Origin of the sequence: Neobacillus sp. PS2-9, from assembly GCF_030915525.1 — a bacterium.
Taxonomy (GTDB): domain Bacteria; phylum Bacillota; class Bacilli; order Bacillales; family Cytobacillaceae; genus Neobacillus.
Window position 1 is genome coordinate 271,031 of sequence record NZ_CP133269.1, and the last position, 15,198, is coordinate 286,228.

General features: G+C 42.1%; 19 protein-coding genes. 11 read left to right on the plus strand and 8 right to left on the minus strand.

Annotated elements, in window-relative coordinates:
- The first annotated feature begins 99 nt into the window (after positions 1-99).
- The 4 genes from RCG25_RS01320 to RCG25_RS01335 all read left to right on the plus strand — a co-directional run bounded on the left by RCG25_RS01320 (position 100) and on the right by RCG25_RS01335 (position 3,226).
- On the plus strand, positions 100-1,101 hold the full coding sequence (locus RCG25_RS01320) for a rod shape-determining protein (RefSeq protein WP_308081889.1): 1,002 nt from the start codon (positions 100-102) through the stop codon (positions 1,099-1,101).
- A gap of 380 nt (positions 1,102-1,481) precedes the next feature.
- Positions 1,482-1,841 carry a DNA-directed RNA polymerase subunit beta gene (locus RCG25_RS01325; protein WP_308081890.1) on the plus strand — a complete coding sequence of 120 codons (360 nt, stop codon included), beginning with the start codon at positions 1,482-1,484 and terminating at the stop codon, positions 1,839-1,841.
- A 94-nt stretch (positions 1,842-1,935) separates the two neighbouring features.
- Entirely contained in the window at positions 1,936-2,370 is a 435-nt protein-coding gene (gene fabZ, locus RCG25_RS01330) for a 3-hydroxyacyl-ACP dehydratase FabZ (RefSeq protein ID WP_308081891.1), read from the plus strand.
- 541 nt (positions 2,371-2,911) lie between these two features.
- Positions 2,912-3,226, plus strand: a complete 315-nt coding sequence (locus RCG25_RS01335; RefSeq protein ID WP_308081892.1) for a hypothetical protein — start codon at positions 2,912-2,914, stop codon at positions 3,224-3,226.
- A gap of 76 nt (positions 3,227-3,302) precedes the next feature.
- Here the strand turns inward: RCG25_RS01335 and RCG25_RS01340 are convergent, their stop codons facing one another.
- Positions 3,303-3,566: a hypothetical protein gene (locus RCG25_RS01340; RefSeq protein WP_308081893.1), complete on the minus strand. Its 264-nt coding sequence runs from the start codon at positions 3,564-3,566 to the stop codon at positions 3,303-3,305.
- A gap of 147 nt (positions 3,567-3,713) precedes the next feature.
- On the minus strand, positions 3,714-4,145 hold the full coding sequence (locus RCG25_RS01345) for a YwpF-like family protein (protein WP_308081894.1): 432 nt from the start codon (positions 4,143-4,145) through the stop codon (positions 3,714-3,716).
- Positions 4,146-4,389: 244 nt separating this feature from the next.
- Here RCG25_RS01345 and ssb point away from each other — a divergent pair, with 244 nt between their 5' ends.
- Together ssb and RCG25_RS01355 are read left to right on the plus strand one after the other, a co-directional pair.
- Positions 4,390-4,761: a single-stranded DNA-binding protein gene (gene ssb / locus RCG25_RS01350; RefSeq protein ID WP_308081895.1), complete on the plus strand. Its 372-nt coding sequence runs from the start codon at positions 4,390-4,392 to the stop codon at positions 4,759-4,761.
- Complete coding sequence (locus RCG25_RS01355; RefSeq protein ID WP_308081896.1) at positions 4,751-4,975, plus strand: hypothetical protein; 225 nt, start codon at positions 4,751-4,753, stop codon at positions 4,973-4,975. Before ssb ends, RCG25_RS01355 begins: the two co-directional genes overlap by 11 nt.
- A 349-nt stretch (positions 4,976-5,324) precedes the next feature.
- Here the strand turns inward: RCG25_RS01355 and RCG25_RS01360 are convergent, their stop codons facing one another.
- Positions 5,325-5,735, minus strand: a complete 411-nt coding sequence (locus tag RCG25_RS01360) for a helix-turn-helix domain-containing protein (RefSeq protein ID WP_308081897.1) — start codon at positions 5,733-5,735, stop codon at positions 5,325-5,327.
- Positions 5,736-5,950: 215 nt separating this feature from the next.
- On the opposite strand from RCG25_RS01360, the gene RCG25_RS01365 reads away from it, so the two are divergent.
- Both RCG25_RS01365 and RCG25_RS01370 read left to right on the plus strand, forming a co-directional pair.
- Positions 5,951-6,358 carry a hypothetical protein gene (locus tag RCG25_RS01365; protein WP_308081898.1) on the plus strand — a complete coding sequence of 136 codons (408 nt, stop codon included), beginning with the start codon at positions 5,951-5,953 and terminating at the stop codon, positions 6,356-6,358.
- 229 nt (positions 6,359-6,587) lie between these two features.
- Entirely contained in the window at positions 6,588-7,703 is a 1,116-nt protein-coding gene (locus RCG25_RS01370; protein ID WP_308081899.1) for a 3D domain-containing protein, read from the plus strand.
- Positions 7,704-7,742: 39 nt separating this feature from the next.
- Here RCG25_RS01370 and RCG25_RS01375 read toward each other — a convergent pair whose 3' ends face one another.
- Genes RCG25_RS01375 through RCG25_RS01385 form a run of 3 tightly spaced genes read right to left on the minus strand, consistent with a single transcriptional unit; the run spans position 7,743 to position 10,125 of the window.
- Positions 7,743-8,159, minus strand: coding sequence for an HIT family protein (locus RCG25_RS01375; protein ID WP_308081900.1), 417 nt, complete (start codon positions 8,157-8,159; stop codon positions 7,743-7,745).
- Between the two features lie 21 nt (positions 8,160-8,180).
- Positions 8,181-9,455, minus strand: coding sequence for an MDR family MFS transporter (locus RCG25_RS01380; protein ID WP_308081901.1), 1,275 nt, complete (start codon positions 9,453-9,455; stop codon positions 8,181-8,183).
- A gap of 16 nt (positions 9,456-9,471) precedes the next feature.
- Complete coding sequence (locus RCG25_RS01385) at positions 9,472-10,125, minus strand: MOSC domain-containing protein (RefSeq protein ID WP_308081902.1); 654 nt, start codon at positions 10,123-10,125, stop codon at positions 9,472-9,474.
- Positions 10,126-10,616: 491 nt separating this feature from the next.
- Between RCG25_RS01385 and RCG25_RS01390 the strand changes: the two genes are divergently transcribed.
- The gene (locus RCG25_RS01390; protein ID WP_308081903.1) at positions 10,617-10,907 is read left to right on the plus strand and encodes a YciI family protein; all 291 of its coding nucleotides are present in this window, start codon (positions 10,617-10,619) and stop codon (positions 10,905-10,907) included.
- 54 nt (positions 10,908-10,961) lie between these two features.
- Here RCG25_RS01390 and RCG25_RS01395 read toward each other — a convergent pair whose 3' ends face one another.
- Positions 10,962-11,336 carry a winged helix-turn-helix transcriptional regulator gene (locus RCG25_RS01395; RefSeq protein ID WP_308081904.1) on the minus strand — a complete coding sequence of 125 codons (375 nt, stop codon included), beginning with the start codon at positions 11,334-11,336 and terminating at the stop codon, positions 10,962-10,964.
- Positions 11,337-11,527: 191 nt separating this feature from the next.
- Between RCG25_RS01395 and RCG25_RS01400 the strand changes: the two genes are divergently transcribed.
- A complete protein-coding gene (locus RCG25_RS01400; RefSeq protein WP_308081905.1) occupies positions 11,528-12,739 on the plus strand; it encodes an MFS transporter in 1,212 nt (403 codons plus the stop codon).
- A gap of 141 nt (positions 12,740-12,880) precedes the next feature.
- Positions 12,881-13,711, plus strand: coding sequence for an aldo/keto reductase (locus RCG25_RS01405; protein ID WP_374121025.1), 831 nt, complete (start codon positions 12,881-12,883; stop codon positions 13,709-13,711).
- Between the two features lie 244 nt (positions 13,712-13,955).
- On the opposite strand, the gene RCG25_RS01410 is transcribed toward RCG25_RS01405, so the two are convergent.
- The gene (locus RCG25_RS01410) at positions 13,956-15,032 is read right to left on the minus strand and encodes a serine hydrolase domain-containing protein (RefSeq protein WP_308081906.1); all 1,077 of its coding nucleotides are present in this window, start codon (positions 15,030-15,032) and stop codon (positions 13,956-13,958) included.
- Positions 15,033-15,198: the final 166 nt, after the last annotated feature.

Below are 15,198 nucleotides of genomic sequence, written 5' to 3' on the forward strand. Positions count from 1 at the left end.
AAATTCCAGTAAAACGTTATGGAAATTTTAAGGATTATGATACAATAGAAAATTAGGAAATGCATGTGGAATTCCGCTTTGAGGAGGAAAGAAAAGAGAATGTTTGCAAGGGATATTGGGATTGACTTAGGGACGGCTAACGTGCTAATACACGTAAAAGGCCGTGGAATTGTATTGAATGAGCCATCTGTCGTAGCAATTGATAAAAATACAAATAAAGTGCTTGCTGTTGGTGAGGAAGCTCGCCGCATGGTAGGCCGTACACCAGGCAACATTGTCGCGATCCGTCCATTGAAGGATGGGGTTATCGCTGACTTTGATGTAACAGAAGCCATGCTGAAGCATTTTATTAATAAGTTAAACGTAAAGGGCTTTTTATCGAAGCCGCGCATTTTGATCTGCTGCCCAACGAACATCACAAGTGTTGAGCAAAAGGCGATTAAAGAAGCAGCTGAAAAAAGCGGTGGGAAAAAAATCTATCTTGAAGAAGAGCCAAAGGTAGCAGCAATCGGCGCTGGAATGGATATTTTCCAACCAAGCGGTAACATGGTAGTGGACATCGGGGGAGGAACGACGGATGTTGCAGTTCTTTCTATGGGCGATATCGTGACTTCTTCCTCCATTAAAATGGCCGGCGATAAGTTTGATATGGAAATCCTCAACTACATCAAGCGCGAGTACAAGCTCTTGATTGGTGAGCGTACGGCTGAAAATATTAAAATCAATATCGGTACAGTATTCCAAGGTTCACGTTCAGAGGAAATGGAAATTCGTGGCCGTGACATGGTGAGCGGGTTACCGCGCACTATCACTGTTCGTTCGGAAGAAATCGAGGGTGCCCTTCGTGAATCTGTGGCTGTGATTGTTCAGGCGGCAAAAAGTGTTCTTGAGCGCACTCCACCAGAATTATCAGCGGACATCATCGACCGTGGCGTGATTTTAACTGGCGGTGGCGCATTGCTGCACGGAATCGACATGCTGCTTGCTGACGAATTAAAGGTTCCAGTTCTTGTAGCTGAAAATCCTATGGACTGCGTTGCTATCGGAACGGGTATCATGCTTGATAACATCGACCGCATTTCTAATCGTAAGTTTGGATAATAGCTTTGTTGAAAAAAAAAGCATCTTTTATTGTGTTCGTGGTGGTATGACATCTAACCAATGGTGAAATAGTCCTGAACCATACATAAAAAGTCTAATGAAGCAGGCAGGACAAGCCTCGGTCATTGGGCTTTTTTATTTGGCTTGGGTTCTCTTTAATAGGCGAATTTTTGCTTTTTTTTACATCAATTGACTTTTTTCGCAAAAAATTAATGTGCAATGGGGAATATTTTTTTATAATAGAAGTAATGAAAATTTTTCAACAGTTTGCGAAAGCAATTTTTATAAAAGAATTCAAGTTACCGATTTTAAAAAAGTTGGTTATAATATGTATAACTCACTGGGCCCATGGGGCAGTCCGGTTAAAGGGGAATTAGTGAATGTCTGTAAACAATCAAGCCAAGACGAGAGAAGAATTTAAACGAGCTAAATATGAGGAACAGCAAAAGATAAAAGCCGAAAAGCAAAAAGCCAAAGATGCAAAAGCTATGGTGAAAAAGGATCGCGCAAAGGTGGATCGTACAAATGAAAAGGTGGAGGCCGCACCACACACCTACAAACGAATCCGCATTCGTCTGATTCCCATCTGGCTTCGTCTGGTTCTTTTAGTTGTGTTTACGTTTGTCAGCTTGATGGCGGGAGCAACAGTGGGCTACGGTATTCTGGGCGGTGGAAAAGTGGCGGATGTTTTTAAACAATCGACCTGGACGCATATTCAAGATTTGGTGGATAAGAAATAAATTGACTGGGAAGGGTCCGAAAGCCCTTCCCTTTTGTGTATCTTTTCGAGTAGAATAGAGAATAATACTTGTTACTAGTAGGAGGTACTAATTCATGCTTGATACCGAACAAATTAAAGAAATTATCCCGCATCGCTACCCATTTTTGCTGGTCGATCGTATCTTGGAAGTAGAAGAAGGCGTAAGAGCGGTTGGGATTAAGAATGTTTCTGCCAATGAAGAGTTTTTTAATGGGCATTTTCCTGATTATCCTGTGATGCCTGGTGTACTGATTGTTGAGGCACTGGCACAGGTTGGCGCAGTGGCTATGTTGAAAAAAGAAGAGAACCGTGGCCGCTTAGCATTTTTCGCTGGAATTGACGGCTGCCGTTTTAAAAAGCAAGTAAAGCCTGGTGACCAGCTTCGTCTTGAGGTGGAAATTATCCGCCTTCGCGGACCGATCGGAAAAGGGAAGGCCGTTGCAACGGTTGACGGCGAAGTGGCATGCGAAGCAGAAATTACGTTTGCTTTGGGTGAGAAAAAGGAATAGGGATTGGATTTGAAACGACCAAGAGCTGGGCTTTTGGTCGTTTCTTTTTAAAGGAAAGAATCTCACCACAGTCCTTGATAACTGTGGTGTTTTTTATGGAGGAATGGGTGTAGATTAGTGGTGGCGAGTGAAATGGAGTTATTGACGAGTAAAGTAAGAAGGATGACGAGTAAAATAGGAAAATAGACGAGTAAATGAATACATTTGACGAGTAAATCACTGAAAGTGACGAGTAAGAAAGGAATTCATATAAAATAGGTAAATTTAAAGGTCCTTCAAGAGGTGATCAACACATAATTTAAAAAAAAGATCCTTGATCGAGGCCAAACGCCTGGCTTTTTCGTGTCAAAGTCTAAATTTATTTTGACACTCCGTTGATTGGAGCGGAAATCAACAGACAATTTTAACAGGGCGGGACTAAATGTAAATAACTTCAAGCCATCATTTTTTTACCAATGGGAATGCTAAAAAAAGACCATGGTAAGTCTAGGTCAATCGAACATGGTGAAAGGGGCTTTTACGCTTGAAGAAAAAGTTATTTATGCTACTTGCGGGTTCTGTCTTATCGGCTGTGTTGTTAGCGGGATGTAATAATGACAATGATGATCAAAATCCACCATCGCCGACAAACAACAATATTAATACACCGACAGATAACCGTATGGATAATGATTTAACACCTAACGATAATAACGATGTAATTGATGACAACATCATCGACCGAAATCATTATCCAGAATCAGAGGATAAGAATACACCACACGATAAAGACCCATCGAAAGACAACAATACGCCAAGAGAAGACATGATCGAGGATGACATCGACGTTAACGACAGAGATAACAAAGACGAGTAAGACAAAAAGGACAGGCAATCGAGCCTGTCCTTCTTCAAAATATTTGGTGCCTGACACCATTAGTGAGACGTCACTATCAAGTCGCAAAGCCATTCGCAAATAGTACGGCAGCTAGAACAACTAAGAGGATGAAGGCCAGGTAAAGGAGTCCGACGACGATAACCATAATCCAGCCAACGACTTTGCGGCCAGTTTTAATAAAGTAGATTCCTAAGGCAAATGGCCCGAAGAAAAAGCCTAAAATAGCCCACAGCCATGGACTCTTATTATGTTTCGGTGCGTCCACATATAAGTAAATAGCAATAATAATTTCAACAATAAAACTAACAATTCCTGACATAACTTCCCCCTAAAAATATATTTTTCAACTTACACTTTTAGTATCTCTAGGGAAACGGAAAAAATCAACAAAAATGTGAATTTATCACTGTAAATAACATAAAAGACCAGTCCGAAGACTGGTCAAGGTCAGAATCAAATGTAACAATTAAGGGTTTTTTACTTTAATCTTCGGTTTACTTTTCATTTTCTCCTTAAATTCCTTAAGAAGGGCAGGACCCTCCAGCCCTTTTTGCATCAGGCTATCGAGCAGCAGCTCTGAGTAATCACTTTTATTACGGCGGAGATGACCTTCGAATAACACGCTGATGTGCTTTTCAAACTTTTTCAAAGAAACAATCTTCGTCTGAAAATAAGCAGGTGTGTTCTCTTTCTTCGTAATCACAGCTTCAACGATTAAATCGCGGCTTTGATCGTGAATCGTTTTAAAAAAATCATAGAGGGACAAATCTGTATACGCCTCAAGCAGCCAGGTGGAGCGCTCATCTTCCTTATTAAGAATCAAGCCGTCTTCTAAAGGAACTTCAACCGAAGTTTCACCATCCATAACGTCCAATGAGTATAACTTAAAAGATTTCATCGCAACCTCCAGTTACTTTTTTCTAAATTATAACATATGTCGAGCAGAAGCAAATGTCGAAAAATATTTGTCGAGTTTTGTAAAAATCATATTTCGGTGATATGAAAAAGCACTTTTTGACCAAAAGCTAGGGGATAGCACACTTATCCACGTGAAAAGTTCCTGATAAGTCATTTAAAGTCGTTTTACAAGGGACACCTCAGGGGTCTATGATGAAACCATCAAATAAAAAGGAGTTGAAACCATGATTAATCAGGTCACGCTTGTTGGCCGACTGACGAAGGATCCAGAATTAAAAAAGACGCCAGAAGGGAATTCGGTCGCACATGTCACGCTGGCAGTCAGCCGGCATTTTCGGAATCACAATGGGGAGATTGAGGCCGATTTCGTGCAATGCGCACTTTGGCGGAAAGCCGCTGAAAACACATGCCAATACTGCCGAAAGGGCTCCGTTGTAGGAATCACTGGCAGATTGCAAACCCGGAATTATGAAAATAAAGAGGGAAAAAGAGTGTACGTTACAGAGGTAGTGGTGGAAACAATCCGTTTCCTAAGTGCCAAGCCTCACGATGTGGTGACGGAGCAAAAAAGGGAGGAAGCGGGCGTTGGAATTTAGCAATGAAGCAGCGAGGAATCTAGAACAGTTACTAGAAACATTGATAAAGATGGTTGGTAAATCCAATCAAAAAATTGACAGCCTGGAAAAACGGGTCAGCCAGTTGGAATGGCTCATCAGGGAACAGCAGTTAGAGAAAAGGGACAGAACTCCAATCTCAATGTACTCCAGAACCCCACACCCATCTTCTGGAAAAATTTCCTTTCATCTTTGACCCTACATTGTTTTTCAAACATTTTCACCCAAGACGTACCCCAACGAGTAGCTTTTCGGCGAGTTTTTGAAGATTTCCCCGCAACCAGTACCAGTTGTTAAAAAGAATCAAAGACCTCTCCGTATGCATCCCCGTTTTTTCCGGCTAACCATGGCCGGATTTTTTTTTTTGTAGAAATAAATAACGGTGTCAGGCTCTGACGGAGTTTAAATTTCAGCAAGCGGGGTAAACTAGTTGAAAAACCCCCCTGTTTTTTTGATAAGAAGCCGCTGAACACGTGTCAGCGGCTTCTTTGATGTTTTAGCCCCTCATATCGGAGGAAAAACTTTCCACAATAACCTGTCCAACCTTAAAACTTGTGTTTATGTCGCTTATTAACTTTTATAAAGTTGGTAATTGCATCGACATAAAATGCTTTCCGCTTGGGAGGCATTAAATGGAGTTCGACAAGAGCAGTTTTTAGCTCGGGCTCATTTTTCAGCAACTGGAGAATGAATTCGATATCGGCATCCTCCAATTTTTCCAGCACATAACCAGGTGCCTCCACATTCGGCAGCATCTTATCAAGCTCATCCACTAAATAATCTTTTTCAACCTTAAATATTTCTGCAAATCGGATGACCGTTTGGTAAGTGGGAACACTAGCCCCTGTTTCGTAGCGACTAACGGTCGATCGGTGGATATTCATCATGTCTGCAAGAGTTTCCTGTGACCAATTCTGTTTATCACGCAGCTGTCGTAATTTTTCTGATAAAGACATCTCTTTCACCGCCGTAAAAACAATTATGTTTTTAACTTAACGGGAAAGGGGGCTGTAAAGTTTGAATGTGCACAATATGCACGATGAATAATGTGTAAATGATGCACAAATATGGAGAATCCCTCAAAAAGGAGAAATTCTTTGCAGGAAAAAATAAAATTATTGTCGAATAGTAAATGCTGATGTCATATATTGTTAAAAATGGAGGTATTTGATTGAATGAAAAGGTTGCCTTAATATTTATCGGAGAACAAGTAAGTAACCAAGAATGCTGGATTAAAAGCAAGCCTAGTTTTTCTGATGCCATCGTCCTATCAACTCAGTCATCCCATCAAACATCATGTGTTTCCTATCAACACATTCTACTAGATTACAAAAGCAATTCTATTCAAATCTCTGATTCCGATATCCAACTCACCTGTGACAGAGACTCATTAATGATTACACAAGGAAGTAAAAGCAAACAGCTTACGGAAGAAGAGGTATTTGACATCATCAATAACTTTGCCTTCAAAAAAGGAAACAAAGTTACCTTCCTATGTACCGTCCCATACCGTAAAAGCAAAAAAAGAAAAAAAAACAAGAACCGCGTCCTCGAGGTAGGAAAGAAACTAGAGGTCTAATAATGGAAGTGCAAGCAAAGTGTCCTTTCCAGGTGGACACTGTCCACGCGTGGTGCCTGACACCATTCTCTGACACCATTCACCATTGCTGTAAAATGCTGGTGCTGTTATGACACAGAATTGACACTTTCCTTGCAATTAAGACAAAATGTGATACACATTTAATATTCTTGTAACATAACTGGTACATTAATCTGTTATAAATAGGTTAATAAGGAGGGGGAAGCGTATGCAAAAGACAACTAAGCGTATAATTCTCATGTTACTTACAATGATGTTATGTGTATCAGGGAATATGATTACATATGCACAAACCAATAGTGATGCCCTACATAATGCTAAACAAGCGCTAGATGAAAAAACTAGATTAGTAGAGCAAAAAGAGCAAGAAAAACAAGCCGTGAATAAAGAAATAGAAAATATTCAACATGAGTTAGAGTCTTTATATAACACTATTACGGCCAACAAAGATGCGATGGCCAAAACACAGAATAAAATGGAAGAGATCAATCAATTAATCGAAGAAAAGAAAGAGGAAATCGTCCAGTTGGAGGATAAAATCCTTGCCCGTAAAGATATTATGAAGCAGCGAGCTGTTGCAATGCAGCAAAATAATAATATCAACATGATGATTAACTTATTCTTCGAATCTAACAGTATCTCGGATTTCATCCAGCGTGCGAGCGCTGCCTCCACCCTGATCGATGCAGATAAAGACATCTTGACGGCCCAAAAAGAGGACCTTCAACAGATTGAGAAGGACAAAGAAGAAATCGACAAGCAGGAGCAGTCACTTGAAAAAGAAAGACAAACTCTTGCCGTGCAGCAGGCAGAGCTTGATCAAAACCTGCAAAAGAGACAAGAAACCTTAACAGCAATGCAAGAAAAATATAATAGCATCGTGCAACAAATGGCGCTTGCCGAGCAACAGAAAGCTGGCATTGAGTCACAAATGAAAACCATTCAGGCAAAAATCAGCCAAGAGCAGGCAGCGGCAAAGGCTCGTCCTGTTTCAGCATCTTCTTCTACACCAAGCAATGATACCGGTGTAGCCATCAGCGGCAAAGAGATGTATGTAACGGCAACGGCTTATACTCCGTATGATTCTGGATCGATTACGGCTTTAGGCTACAATATCGGTGCTAACCCGAACATGAAATTAATCGCTGTCGACCCATCCGTCATTCCACTTGGAAGTAAAGTGTGGGTAGAAGGATACGGCGTAGCAATCGCTGGTGACACTGGCGGTGCCATCAAGGGTCACAAAATTGACATCCTCGTGCCAACGAAAGCACAGGCGCTACAATGGGGAAGAAGAACCGTAAAAGTTGTTATTTTACAATAGAACAGAAAAGAGCTTGGAGTCCGCCTCCAAGCTCTATTTTTATAAACGCTTCTTTAACTTTTTCCGCATATTCTCCGGCTGCTTTAGCCAATAACGAAGGCCTTTACCTGCTAATGGTTCATCATTGTACCTCGGAATAACATGTAAATGGCTATGCAAAATCGTCTGATTGGAAGCCTCACCGACATTCCAACCAAGAGTATAGCCATCTGGTGCGTAAGTTTCATCGAGGTATTCTTTCGCTTTTTGTAAAAGCTTATACGTATCGTTCCACTCTTCTGGTGTCAGCTCAAACGCATTTGCATGGTGCTTTTTCGGGACAATTACACCAGAGCCTTCCAACACATCCTGCTCACGATTATGCTGCAAAAAGTAACACGTTTCATTTTCAAATATAATATGCTGTTCCTTATCTTGATGTGGGGAACAGAACGGGCAATTTTCTGCGTAACTCACCTTAAAGCTTCCTCCCATTTCTTAATTATGGCTTGCTGACTTCAAGGATACCTCTGCTTCATTCCCGTGAACCCGTTGATCCAAAGTAGGCAAGATCCGGTAGAATAACAAAATTCCGATGACGCCCATGCTGGAGATAAAAATCGTGGTCGCCATGCTGGATAAGAACGAGCTCAACGTTACCGTGATGGAACAAATGAGCATCGCGAGATTAAACGTTAATCCAGACACCGCCATATAAGAGCTACGTGCGTGCTCCGGTGGCAGCTCCGCCATATAGTTTTGCTGCACAGGCACTCGGAGCACTTCAGCCACCGTCGCTGCAAGCATTGCAAAGAACAACAGCCAGATATTATTGGAAAAAGAAATCACCGCATACCCCGCGACAAACACCATACAGCTGACAATCACGGTATGCCGATCCTTAAAACGCTCCACAATTTTGGTGGCAACCAAAGCCATCAACACGACAAGAATCGTATTTTCTGTCCGCAGAAAACCAAGCATTTCAATTCCTCCAAAGGTCCAGCCGAAAAGATGCTGTTCGCCCATCTCATTCGCCAGACGAATCCCGATATAATTGGTCAGCTGGAATTCCATCGATAGAACGAGTAAGCCTGCTAGGACAAATAGGATGAACACCCGATCGAGAAAAACCTCCTTGTAGCCGTTCAACATTCCGCGCACATGCTCCCTGACTGCCTTACCAGCATTTTTTTCAGTGGCGTAGCTTTCTTCGATAAAAAAGGTGATGAGTACCCAAGTCAGTAAAGCCGCCGCAGACAATGCTAATAACAATTCAAATAAGTAATTTTTAAATAAAAATCCACCGATGACACCGCCAAGAGCAATTGACAGGTTATTGGCCCAATACATAATCGAATACATCGTTTTCCGTTCCTCAGGCTTACTCACATCAATCAGCATCGCCTGAGTGGCTGGTCCCGCCAGTCCCCAGCAAATACTATTCGCCGTCATTGTGAAAAACGTCAGCAATGGCGAGAAGAACCATGGAGAATTACTTAACATCATGGTAAAAAAGGCAAAGACCCTAAGTGTTTCGGCAAACACAATCACCTTTTTCCGGCCAAACTGATCAGAAAAATAGCCGCCAAAAAAGTTGATCACGATGCCGATGAACACATTTACGAGCAGCAATAAGCCTGCCGTTTTTGCCCCAAAATGATGAGATAAATAGATCGCCATAAAGGGGAAAATCATTCCGCCGATGGTCGAGCTTAAAAAGGACTCGACCAGTCGTATTTTAATATTTCGGTGAAACTTTAAGATATTCATATTGTTTTCTCCTAACCTAGGTTTCTAGCTCCTTCAAACGGTTTGAAAATGTCTCCGTCCAATCCTTTGAAAGTTCTGCGAGACTCAGCATCTTCTTCATCCCGTCTAGATTGTTCTTGTCTTTATATTTCAATTTGTTTGCGTAAGAAATACTCACACTTTCCTGGTTCCGTTCCACTAGTTTCAAAGAATCCTCGCTCGAAACATAGCCTTCTTGTAAGACACGGAAATAGAACCCGGTATAGCCGGTATGTTGCACCATCAGAGGCAATTTTGGCTGGTTCAGCTTGGTTGCCAATTTAAAACAAGGCTGCCGAGGCTGCGTCACCTGCACAACGGCTTCCCCTAGTTCGAACACATCTCCGATGAAAATATCTTCCTCGGTGATCCCTGTTACCGTCAGATTTTCACCAAAGGCTCCGACCTCAAGCTTCGTATCAAGCACACTTTCCCAAAACGAATAATGATCATGGGAATAGACGCAAACCGCTTTATCAGGCCCGCCGTGAAAATTCAAATCAGCCTGCTGATCTCCTTCGAAATTTTGTGTCGATAGAAACACCTTTCCAAGAACCGGCTTTTTATCGATGGCGGAAAGCAATGTTTTCTCTCCGTATGTGAAATCCTGCGGTGTCCGCACGTTTATAGATAAGATAGGTATGTATGTCATGATTTCTCCTCCTTTTGTAGGCATAAATTTGCTTGTAAAAATAGACGTAAAATCTAGCAAAAACATTTCATCCGTTGGAAAAACTTTTTTTGGACTTTATCATGCACCTATAGTAAAAAATAGCAGGTTTGGATGTTTTAGGAAAGGTATAAAGTTAAAAATAGGAAATTCAACCCGTATCTTCGTTGCGGTTTCATCTTTGCTCAACTAGAGTGTCAACTAGGGTGTCAGGCACCACTCGTAGACAGTTTCCACCTGAAGCGGAAAATTAGGATTTAAAACAAGGGATGAAGGACAAAACGATGCGAGAGGCAGGAAGAAATGTCCTTCATCTCATCCGGAGAAGTAAAATTTGATAAAATGAGCTCTCTTATAGGAATAAAAAGCGGAATAATATTGTTTTTTTCAATGGTAAGAGGAGATTGACTGGATGGAATGGAAATATGATATCAAGGAAACTTTTTAAAAATAAGATTTTAAGGAGGATATTCATGTTTGTCATACTATTAAACTACATTAAGACGCTTGAGGAAGTAGAAAAAGAGTTAGAACCACACAGAGCCTACCTCAATAAATACTACTCCTTACAAAAGTTCATCTGTTCCGGCAGACAAAATCCAAGAGTAGGCGGAGTCATCCTTTGTAATGCGGAAAACCGCGAAGAAGTCGAAACCATCATTCAAGAAGACCCATTCTATAGTAAAAATATAGCCACTTACGAAATCATCGAGTTTACACCAACCATGCATGCGGATGGATTTGAAAAGTTTATCAGTATGTAAAAAATGGGGACAGTCCCCCACCGCTTTAAAGCAGTGGGGGACTGTCCCCAAACCCTATTCTTTCAACGGCTCATTCAAAATGTTCTCCTCCAGCACAGAGAACTTGTCCCCATATACCCTGGTAATATGCTTCTCACCCCAAGCGCAAAGTGAATCCAGGATACCCTGTAGCGACCAGCCATATTCACTCAGCTCGTACTCAACCTTCGGCGGCACTTGATTATAAACAATCCGATTAATAATGCCATCCGCCTCTAACTCACGCAACTGCTGGGTTAGCATCTTCTGCGTAATGTTCGGCATCAGCCGCTTCAAATCGCTCGTCCGCTTTTTCCCATGCGTCAAATGACAAAGAATCACACTCTTCCATTTCCCGCCAATCACTTCCAGCGTCGCTTCAACAGATATATTATACTTCTTCTTTTGCATCGTCATCATTTCCTCCTCATTTCACAGGCACTAAAAAGTACCTATAGAACTCAAAGGTACCTATATCACTTCAAAGTGCGTACTTCTCAATAAACATTCTATCATCCATAATAACACTTGCCGGTCGAAAGTAATCATACACTTTTTTACAACTCACATACAACCCTACAAAAATGAGGAGGAATCACATCATGTCTTTAAATAAAAAACAAAGCACACTCGCACTGCTAGCCTTAGCAATCAGTGCATTCGCCATAGGAACCACCGAATTTATCAGCGTCGGTCTGCTGCCGCTGATCGCGAAAGATCTACACATTCCTGTAACAACAGCAGGACTAACCGTCTCGTTATATGCCCTCGGCGTCACATTCGGAGCACCAGTCCTGACATCCCTAACATCCAGTATGTCACGCAAGACCTTACTGCTCTGGATCATGATTATTTTCATCATCGGCAACAGCATCGCCGCGAGCGCGACCACCATAAGCGTGTTACTCGCCGCCCGCGTCATCGCAGCATTATCGCACGGCGTCTTCATGTCGATCGGCTCCACCATTGCGGCTGACCTCGTGCCGGCAAACCGACGCGCGAGTGCCATCAGCATCATGTTCTCAGGCCTCACCGTCGCCACTGTAACCGGCGTACCGTTAGGAACCTTCTTCGGTCAACAATTTGGCTGGAGAATGGCCTTTATCCTAATTGTAGCCATCGGCATCATTGGCCTCATCGCTAACAGCGTTCTCGTTCCTTCCTTTTTGAAAAAAGGAACGAAAACAAGCTTCGGAGACCAGTTCAAGCTCCTGACCAATGGCCGTCTTTTATTAGTATTTATCATCACTGCTCTGGGGTATGGCGGGACATTTGTTGTCTTTACCTATTTAGCACCATTACTACAGGATATAACAGGTTTTAAAGAAGGCACAGTTGCCATCATCCTACTTGCATACGGTGTAGCCATTGCCATCGGAAACATGGTTGGTGGAAAGCTTTCAAACCGAAACCCGATTGGGTCGTTATTCTATATGTTCATCATCCAAGCGGTAGTCCTCTTTGTATTAATGTTCACGGCACCATTTAAAGTGGCTGGTCTTATCACGATTATTTTCATGGGACTGCTGGCATTCATGAACGTACCGGGACTACAAGTGTACGTCGTCATGCTAGCTGAACGATTCGTACCAAGCGCGGTCGACGTAGCGTCAGCCATCAACATCGCTGCCTTCAACGCCGGTATCGCCATCGGTTCCTACCTGGGCGGGGTCATCACCGACTCCATCGGCCTCATCCACACCACCTGGATTGGAGCCCTAATGGTCCTCGGCGCCGTCATCCTAACCGGCTGGAGCCGTGCTCTACAACGCAAAGACCAAAAAGCTAATCACTTTGCAAAAGAAGCCTGCTAAAGGTAAAATGCAAGAGGTTAGGGTGTCAGGCACCACTTATGGACATCACGGTGCCTGACCCCACTAAAAGACATTTGTCCTCCTAGAGTGGACGCGGAATACAAACTATACTTTATTTAAAACTAAGGGAGGTTTTTTATTATGGTTATGAATTTACAGGATACTACTACGTTAAGTAATGGTGTGAAAATGCCTTGGTTTGGGCTTGGTGTGTTTAAAGTAGAAGAGGGTTCTGAGGTAGTGGAGTCTGTGAAAGCTGCAATTAGAAACGGATACCGCAGCATTGATACCGCGGCGATCTACCAAAACGAAGAGGGCGTAGGACAAGCCATCCGTGAATCAGGAATCGCTCGTGAAGAGCTATTCGTGACTTCAAAGGTATGGAACGCTGACCTTGGCTACGAATCAACGATCGCCGCTTACGAAACAAGCCTAAAGAAACTAGGATTGGACTATCTAGACCTTTACCTTATTCACTGGCCAGTAGCGGGTAAATATAAGGAAGCATGGAGAGCGCTAGAAACACTTTACAAAGAAGGTCGCGTAAAAGCAATTGGCGTAAGTAATTTCCATGTTCATCATCTAGAAGACGTCATGAAGGATGCAGAAATTAAGCCAATGGTGAACCAAGTGGAATACCATCCTCGTTTAGCACAAAAAGAAGTACGAGCATTCTGCCAAGAGCACGGCATCCAGCTTGAAGCATGGTCCCCATTAATGCAGGGACAATTGCTCGACAACGAAGTACTTCAAGGAATTGCACAAAAATACAACAAATCTGTGGCTCAAGTCATCCTCCGCTGGGATTTGCAAAACGGCGTTGTGACGATTCCAAAATCAACAAAAGAACATCGAATCATCGAAAACTCACAAGTATTCGATTTCAAACTTACCGCTGAGGACATGGAGGCCATCGACAGCCTTAACCAAGACCAACGTGTTGGTCCAGATCCGGATAACTTTGATTTCTAAGATAAACGAAAAAAGGTAGCTTGACGGCTACCTTTTTTCATAGCTTTTTATAAAAATAATTTAATTCGCTGATAAAATCTCAGATTCGCTGATAAATTTTTATATTCGCTAATAAAAGGGTTAAATTCGCTGATAAAGGTCAAAAAACGCTGATAAATTTCAAAATTTATTAAAATAGGGTAATTTTACACCAGTAAACAGCTGATTCTAACCAATTTTATACGAAAAGTGCTTTTGTTCGTACCTATTTCTTCCCAGCCTTCGCTACATTCCGCAAAACTGAATAAACAAATCGAATGCTTTTTCCAACATATCCGGTACGATTAAAGTTGCCAATGATATACACATCAAATCCAGGGTTATACAGCATAAACGAACCCGTCGAACCTAAATGGCCCCACACATGATACTTCTGCGTGAAAGGCTGCATCCGCACCCGCATCAACCCGAATCCATAATCAACACCGACCCACATTTTCGTCCACTTTTGCATCGTCTCCAATGACTCTCGACTAATCAGCTGGCCGCCCTCCAAAGCCTCCATAAAAAGGAACAAATCCTCAGATGTGCTCACCGTTTGCCCACCCGCATAAATACTGCTAAAGCTCTTATGCTCTGTTACATCCACCTTCTTATCCTTCATATAAATAGTGGCAACAGGATATTCACTCACTACCGCAGGCTCCGAGTAATGGCATAAATACGAGTGCTTCATTCCAAGTGGCTCAAATATGTATTCATGCAGGACCTCATAGTACGGCTTTCCGGTTACTTTTTCAATAATCATCCCTAATAGATTAAAGCCGGTATTGGAATAGTGGCAGCCCTTACCCGGAGCAAACTTCGGCGTCAAATGCTGCTTTGTCCATTCAATTGTTTCCTCAGGTGTCCAAAAGCGGTCTGGTTCCTGAAACAACAATGCCTGAAACGAGGGACCCGTTTTCGGCTTCAGCTCATAGTAATCCGGCAATCCAGAGGTATTGCTAACCAAATGATCGATCTGAAGATCCTGTGAATAATCAGTGCCTTTATAAATGTGCAAACCTTGGACCAATTCCGCCGGCAAAAATTTGGCAACCCGATCCTCATAGCTAATTTCACCCTTTTCAACTAACATCGCAATCAAGACCGCTGTAAACGTCTTTCCGATGCTTGCCGTATGAAAGGGCTGCTCAGGATTGGCAGGCACATCGCCTGTTTTTCCACGTGCTACATTCAAATGAAGATTATGAGAATCCGAGTGAACGAGTAAATAGGCATGATCAACCTTAGCATCCGAATCTACGGTTTTGGCGAGCTTTTTTTCAATGACTTGAAACATAATTTCCCCTCACTTTCATATTTTTTTATATGAAACTATTTAAAATTAATTACAGTTATTATAATAAATGGAAAAAACACCGCATAACTACTATCTTATCATCCGATAGTAAAGAAAGTAATAACATTATGAAGCTGATGATTGGCTGTTTTCTTTATAGACACTC

Bases quoted from the DNA above. Each gene is read 5' to 3' on its own strand.
- RCG25_RS01405 (WP_374121025.1), top strand. From the start codon at position 12,881: ATGGTTATGAATTTACAGGATACTACTACGTTAAGTAATGGTGTGAAA.
- ssb (WP_308081895.1), top strand. From the start codon at position 4,390: ATGATTAATCAGGTCACGCTTGTTGGCCGACTGACGAAGGATCCAGAA.
- RCG25_RS01340 (WP_308081893.1), bottom strand. From the start codon at position 3,566: ATGTCAGGAATTGTTAGTTTTATTGTTGAAATTATTATTGCTATTTAC.
- RCG25_RS01360 (WP_308081897.1), bottom strand. From the start codon at position 5,735: ATGTCTTTATCAGAAAAATTACGACAGCTGCGTGATAAACAGAATTGG.
- RCG25_RS01320 (WP_308081889.1), top strand. From the start codon at position 100: ATGTTTGCAAGGGATATTGGGATTGACTTAGGGACGGCTAACGTGCTA.
- fabZ (WP_308081891.1), top strand. From the start codon at position 1,936: ATGCTTGATACCGAACAAATTAAAGAAATTATCCCGCATCGCTACCCA.
- RCG25_RS01390 (WP_308081903.1), top strand. From the start codon at position 10,617: ATGTTTGTCATACTATTAAACTACATTAAGACGCTTGAGGAAGTAGAA.
- RCG25_RS01380 (WP_308081901.1), bottom strand. From the start codon at position 9,455: ATGAATATCTTAAAGTTTCACCGAAATATTAAAATACGACTGGTCGAG.
- RCG25_RS01395 (WP_308081904.1), bottom strand. From the start codon at position 11,336: ATGCAAAAGAAGAAGTATAATATATCTGTTGAAGCGACGCTGGAAGTG.
- RCG25_RS01370 (WP_308081899.1), top strand. From the start codon at position 6,588: ATGCAAAAGACAACTAAGCGTATAATTCTCATGTTACTTACAATGATG.
- RCG25_RS01410 (WP_308081906.1), bottom strand. From the start codon at position 15,032: ATGTTTCAAGTCATTGAAAAAAAGCTCGCCAAAACCGTAGATTCGGAT.
- RCG25_RS01400 (WP_308081905.1), top strand. From the start codon at position 11,528: ATGTCTTTAAATAAAAAACAAAGCACACTCGCACTGCTAGCCTTAGCA.
- RCG25_RS01385 (WP_308081902.1), bottom strand. From the start codon at position 10,125: ATGACATACATACCTATCTTATCTATAAACGTGCGGACACCGCAGGAT.
- RCG25_RS01345 (WP_308081894.1), bottom strand. From the start codon at position 4,145: ATGAAATCTTTTAAGTTATACTCATTGGACGTTATGGATGGTGAAACT.
- RCG25_RS01325 (WP_308081890.1), top strand. From the start codon at position 1,482: ATGTCTGTAAACAATCAAGCCAAGACGAGAGAAGAATTTAAACGAGCT.
- RCG25_RS01335 (WP_308081892.1), top strand. From the start codon at position 2,912: ATGCTACTTGCGGGTTCTGTCTTATCGGCTGTGTTGTTAGCGGGATGT.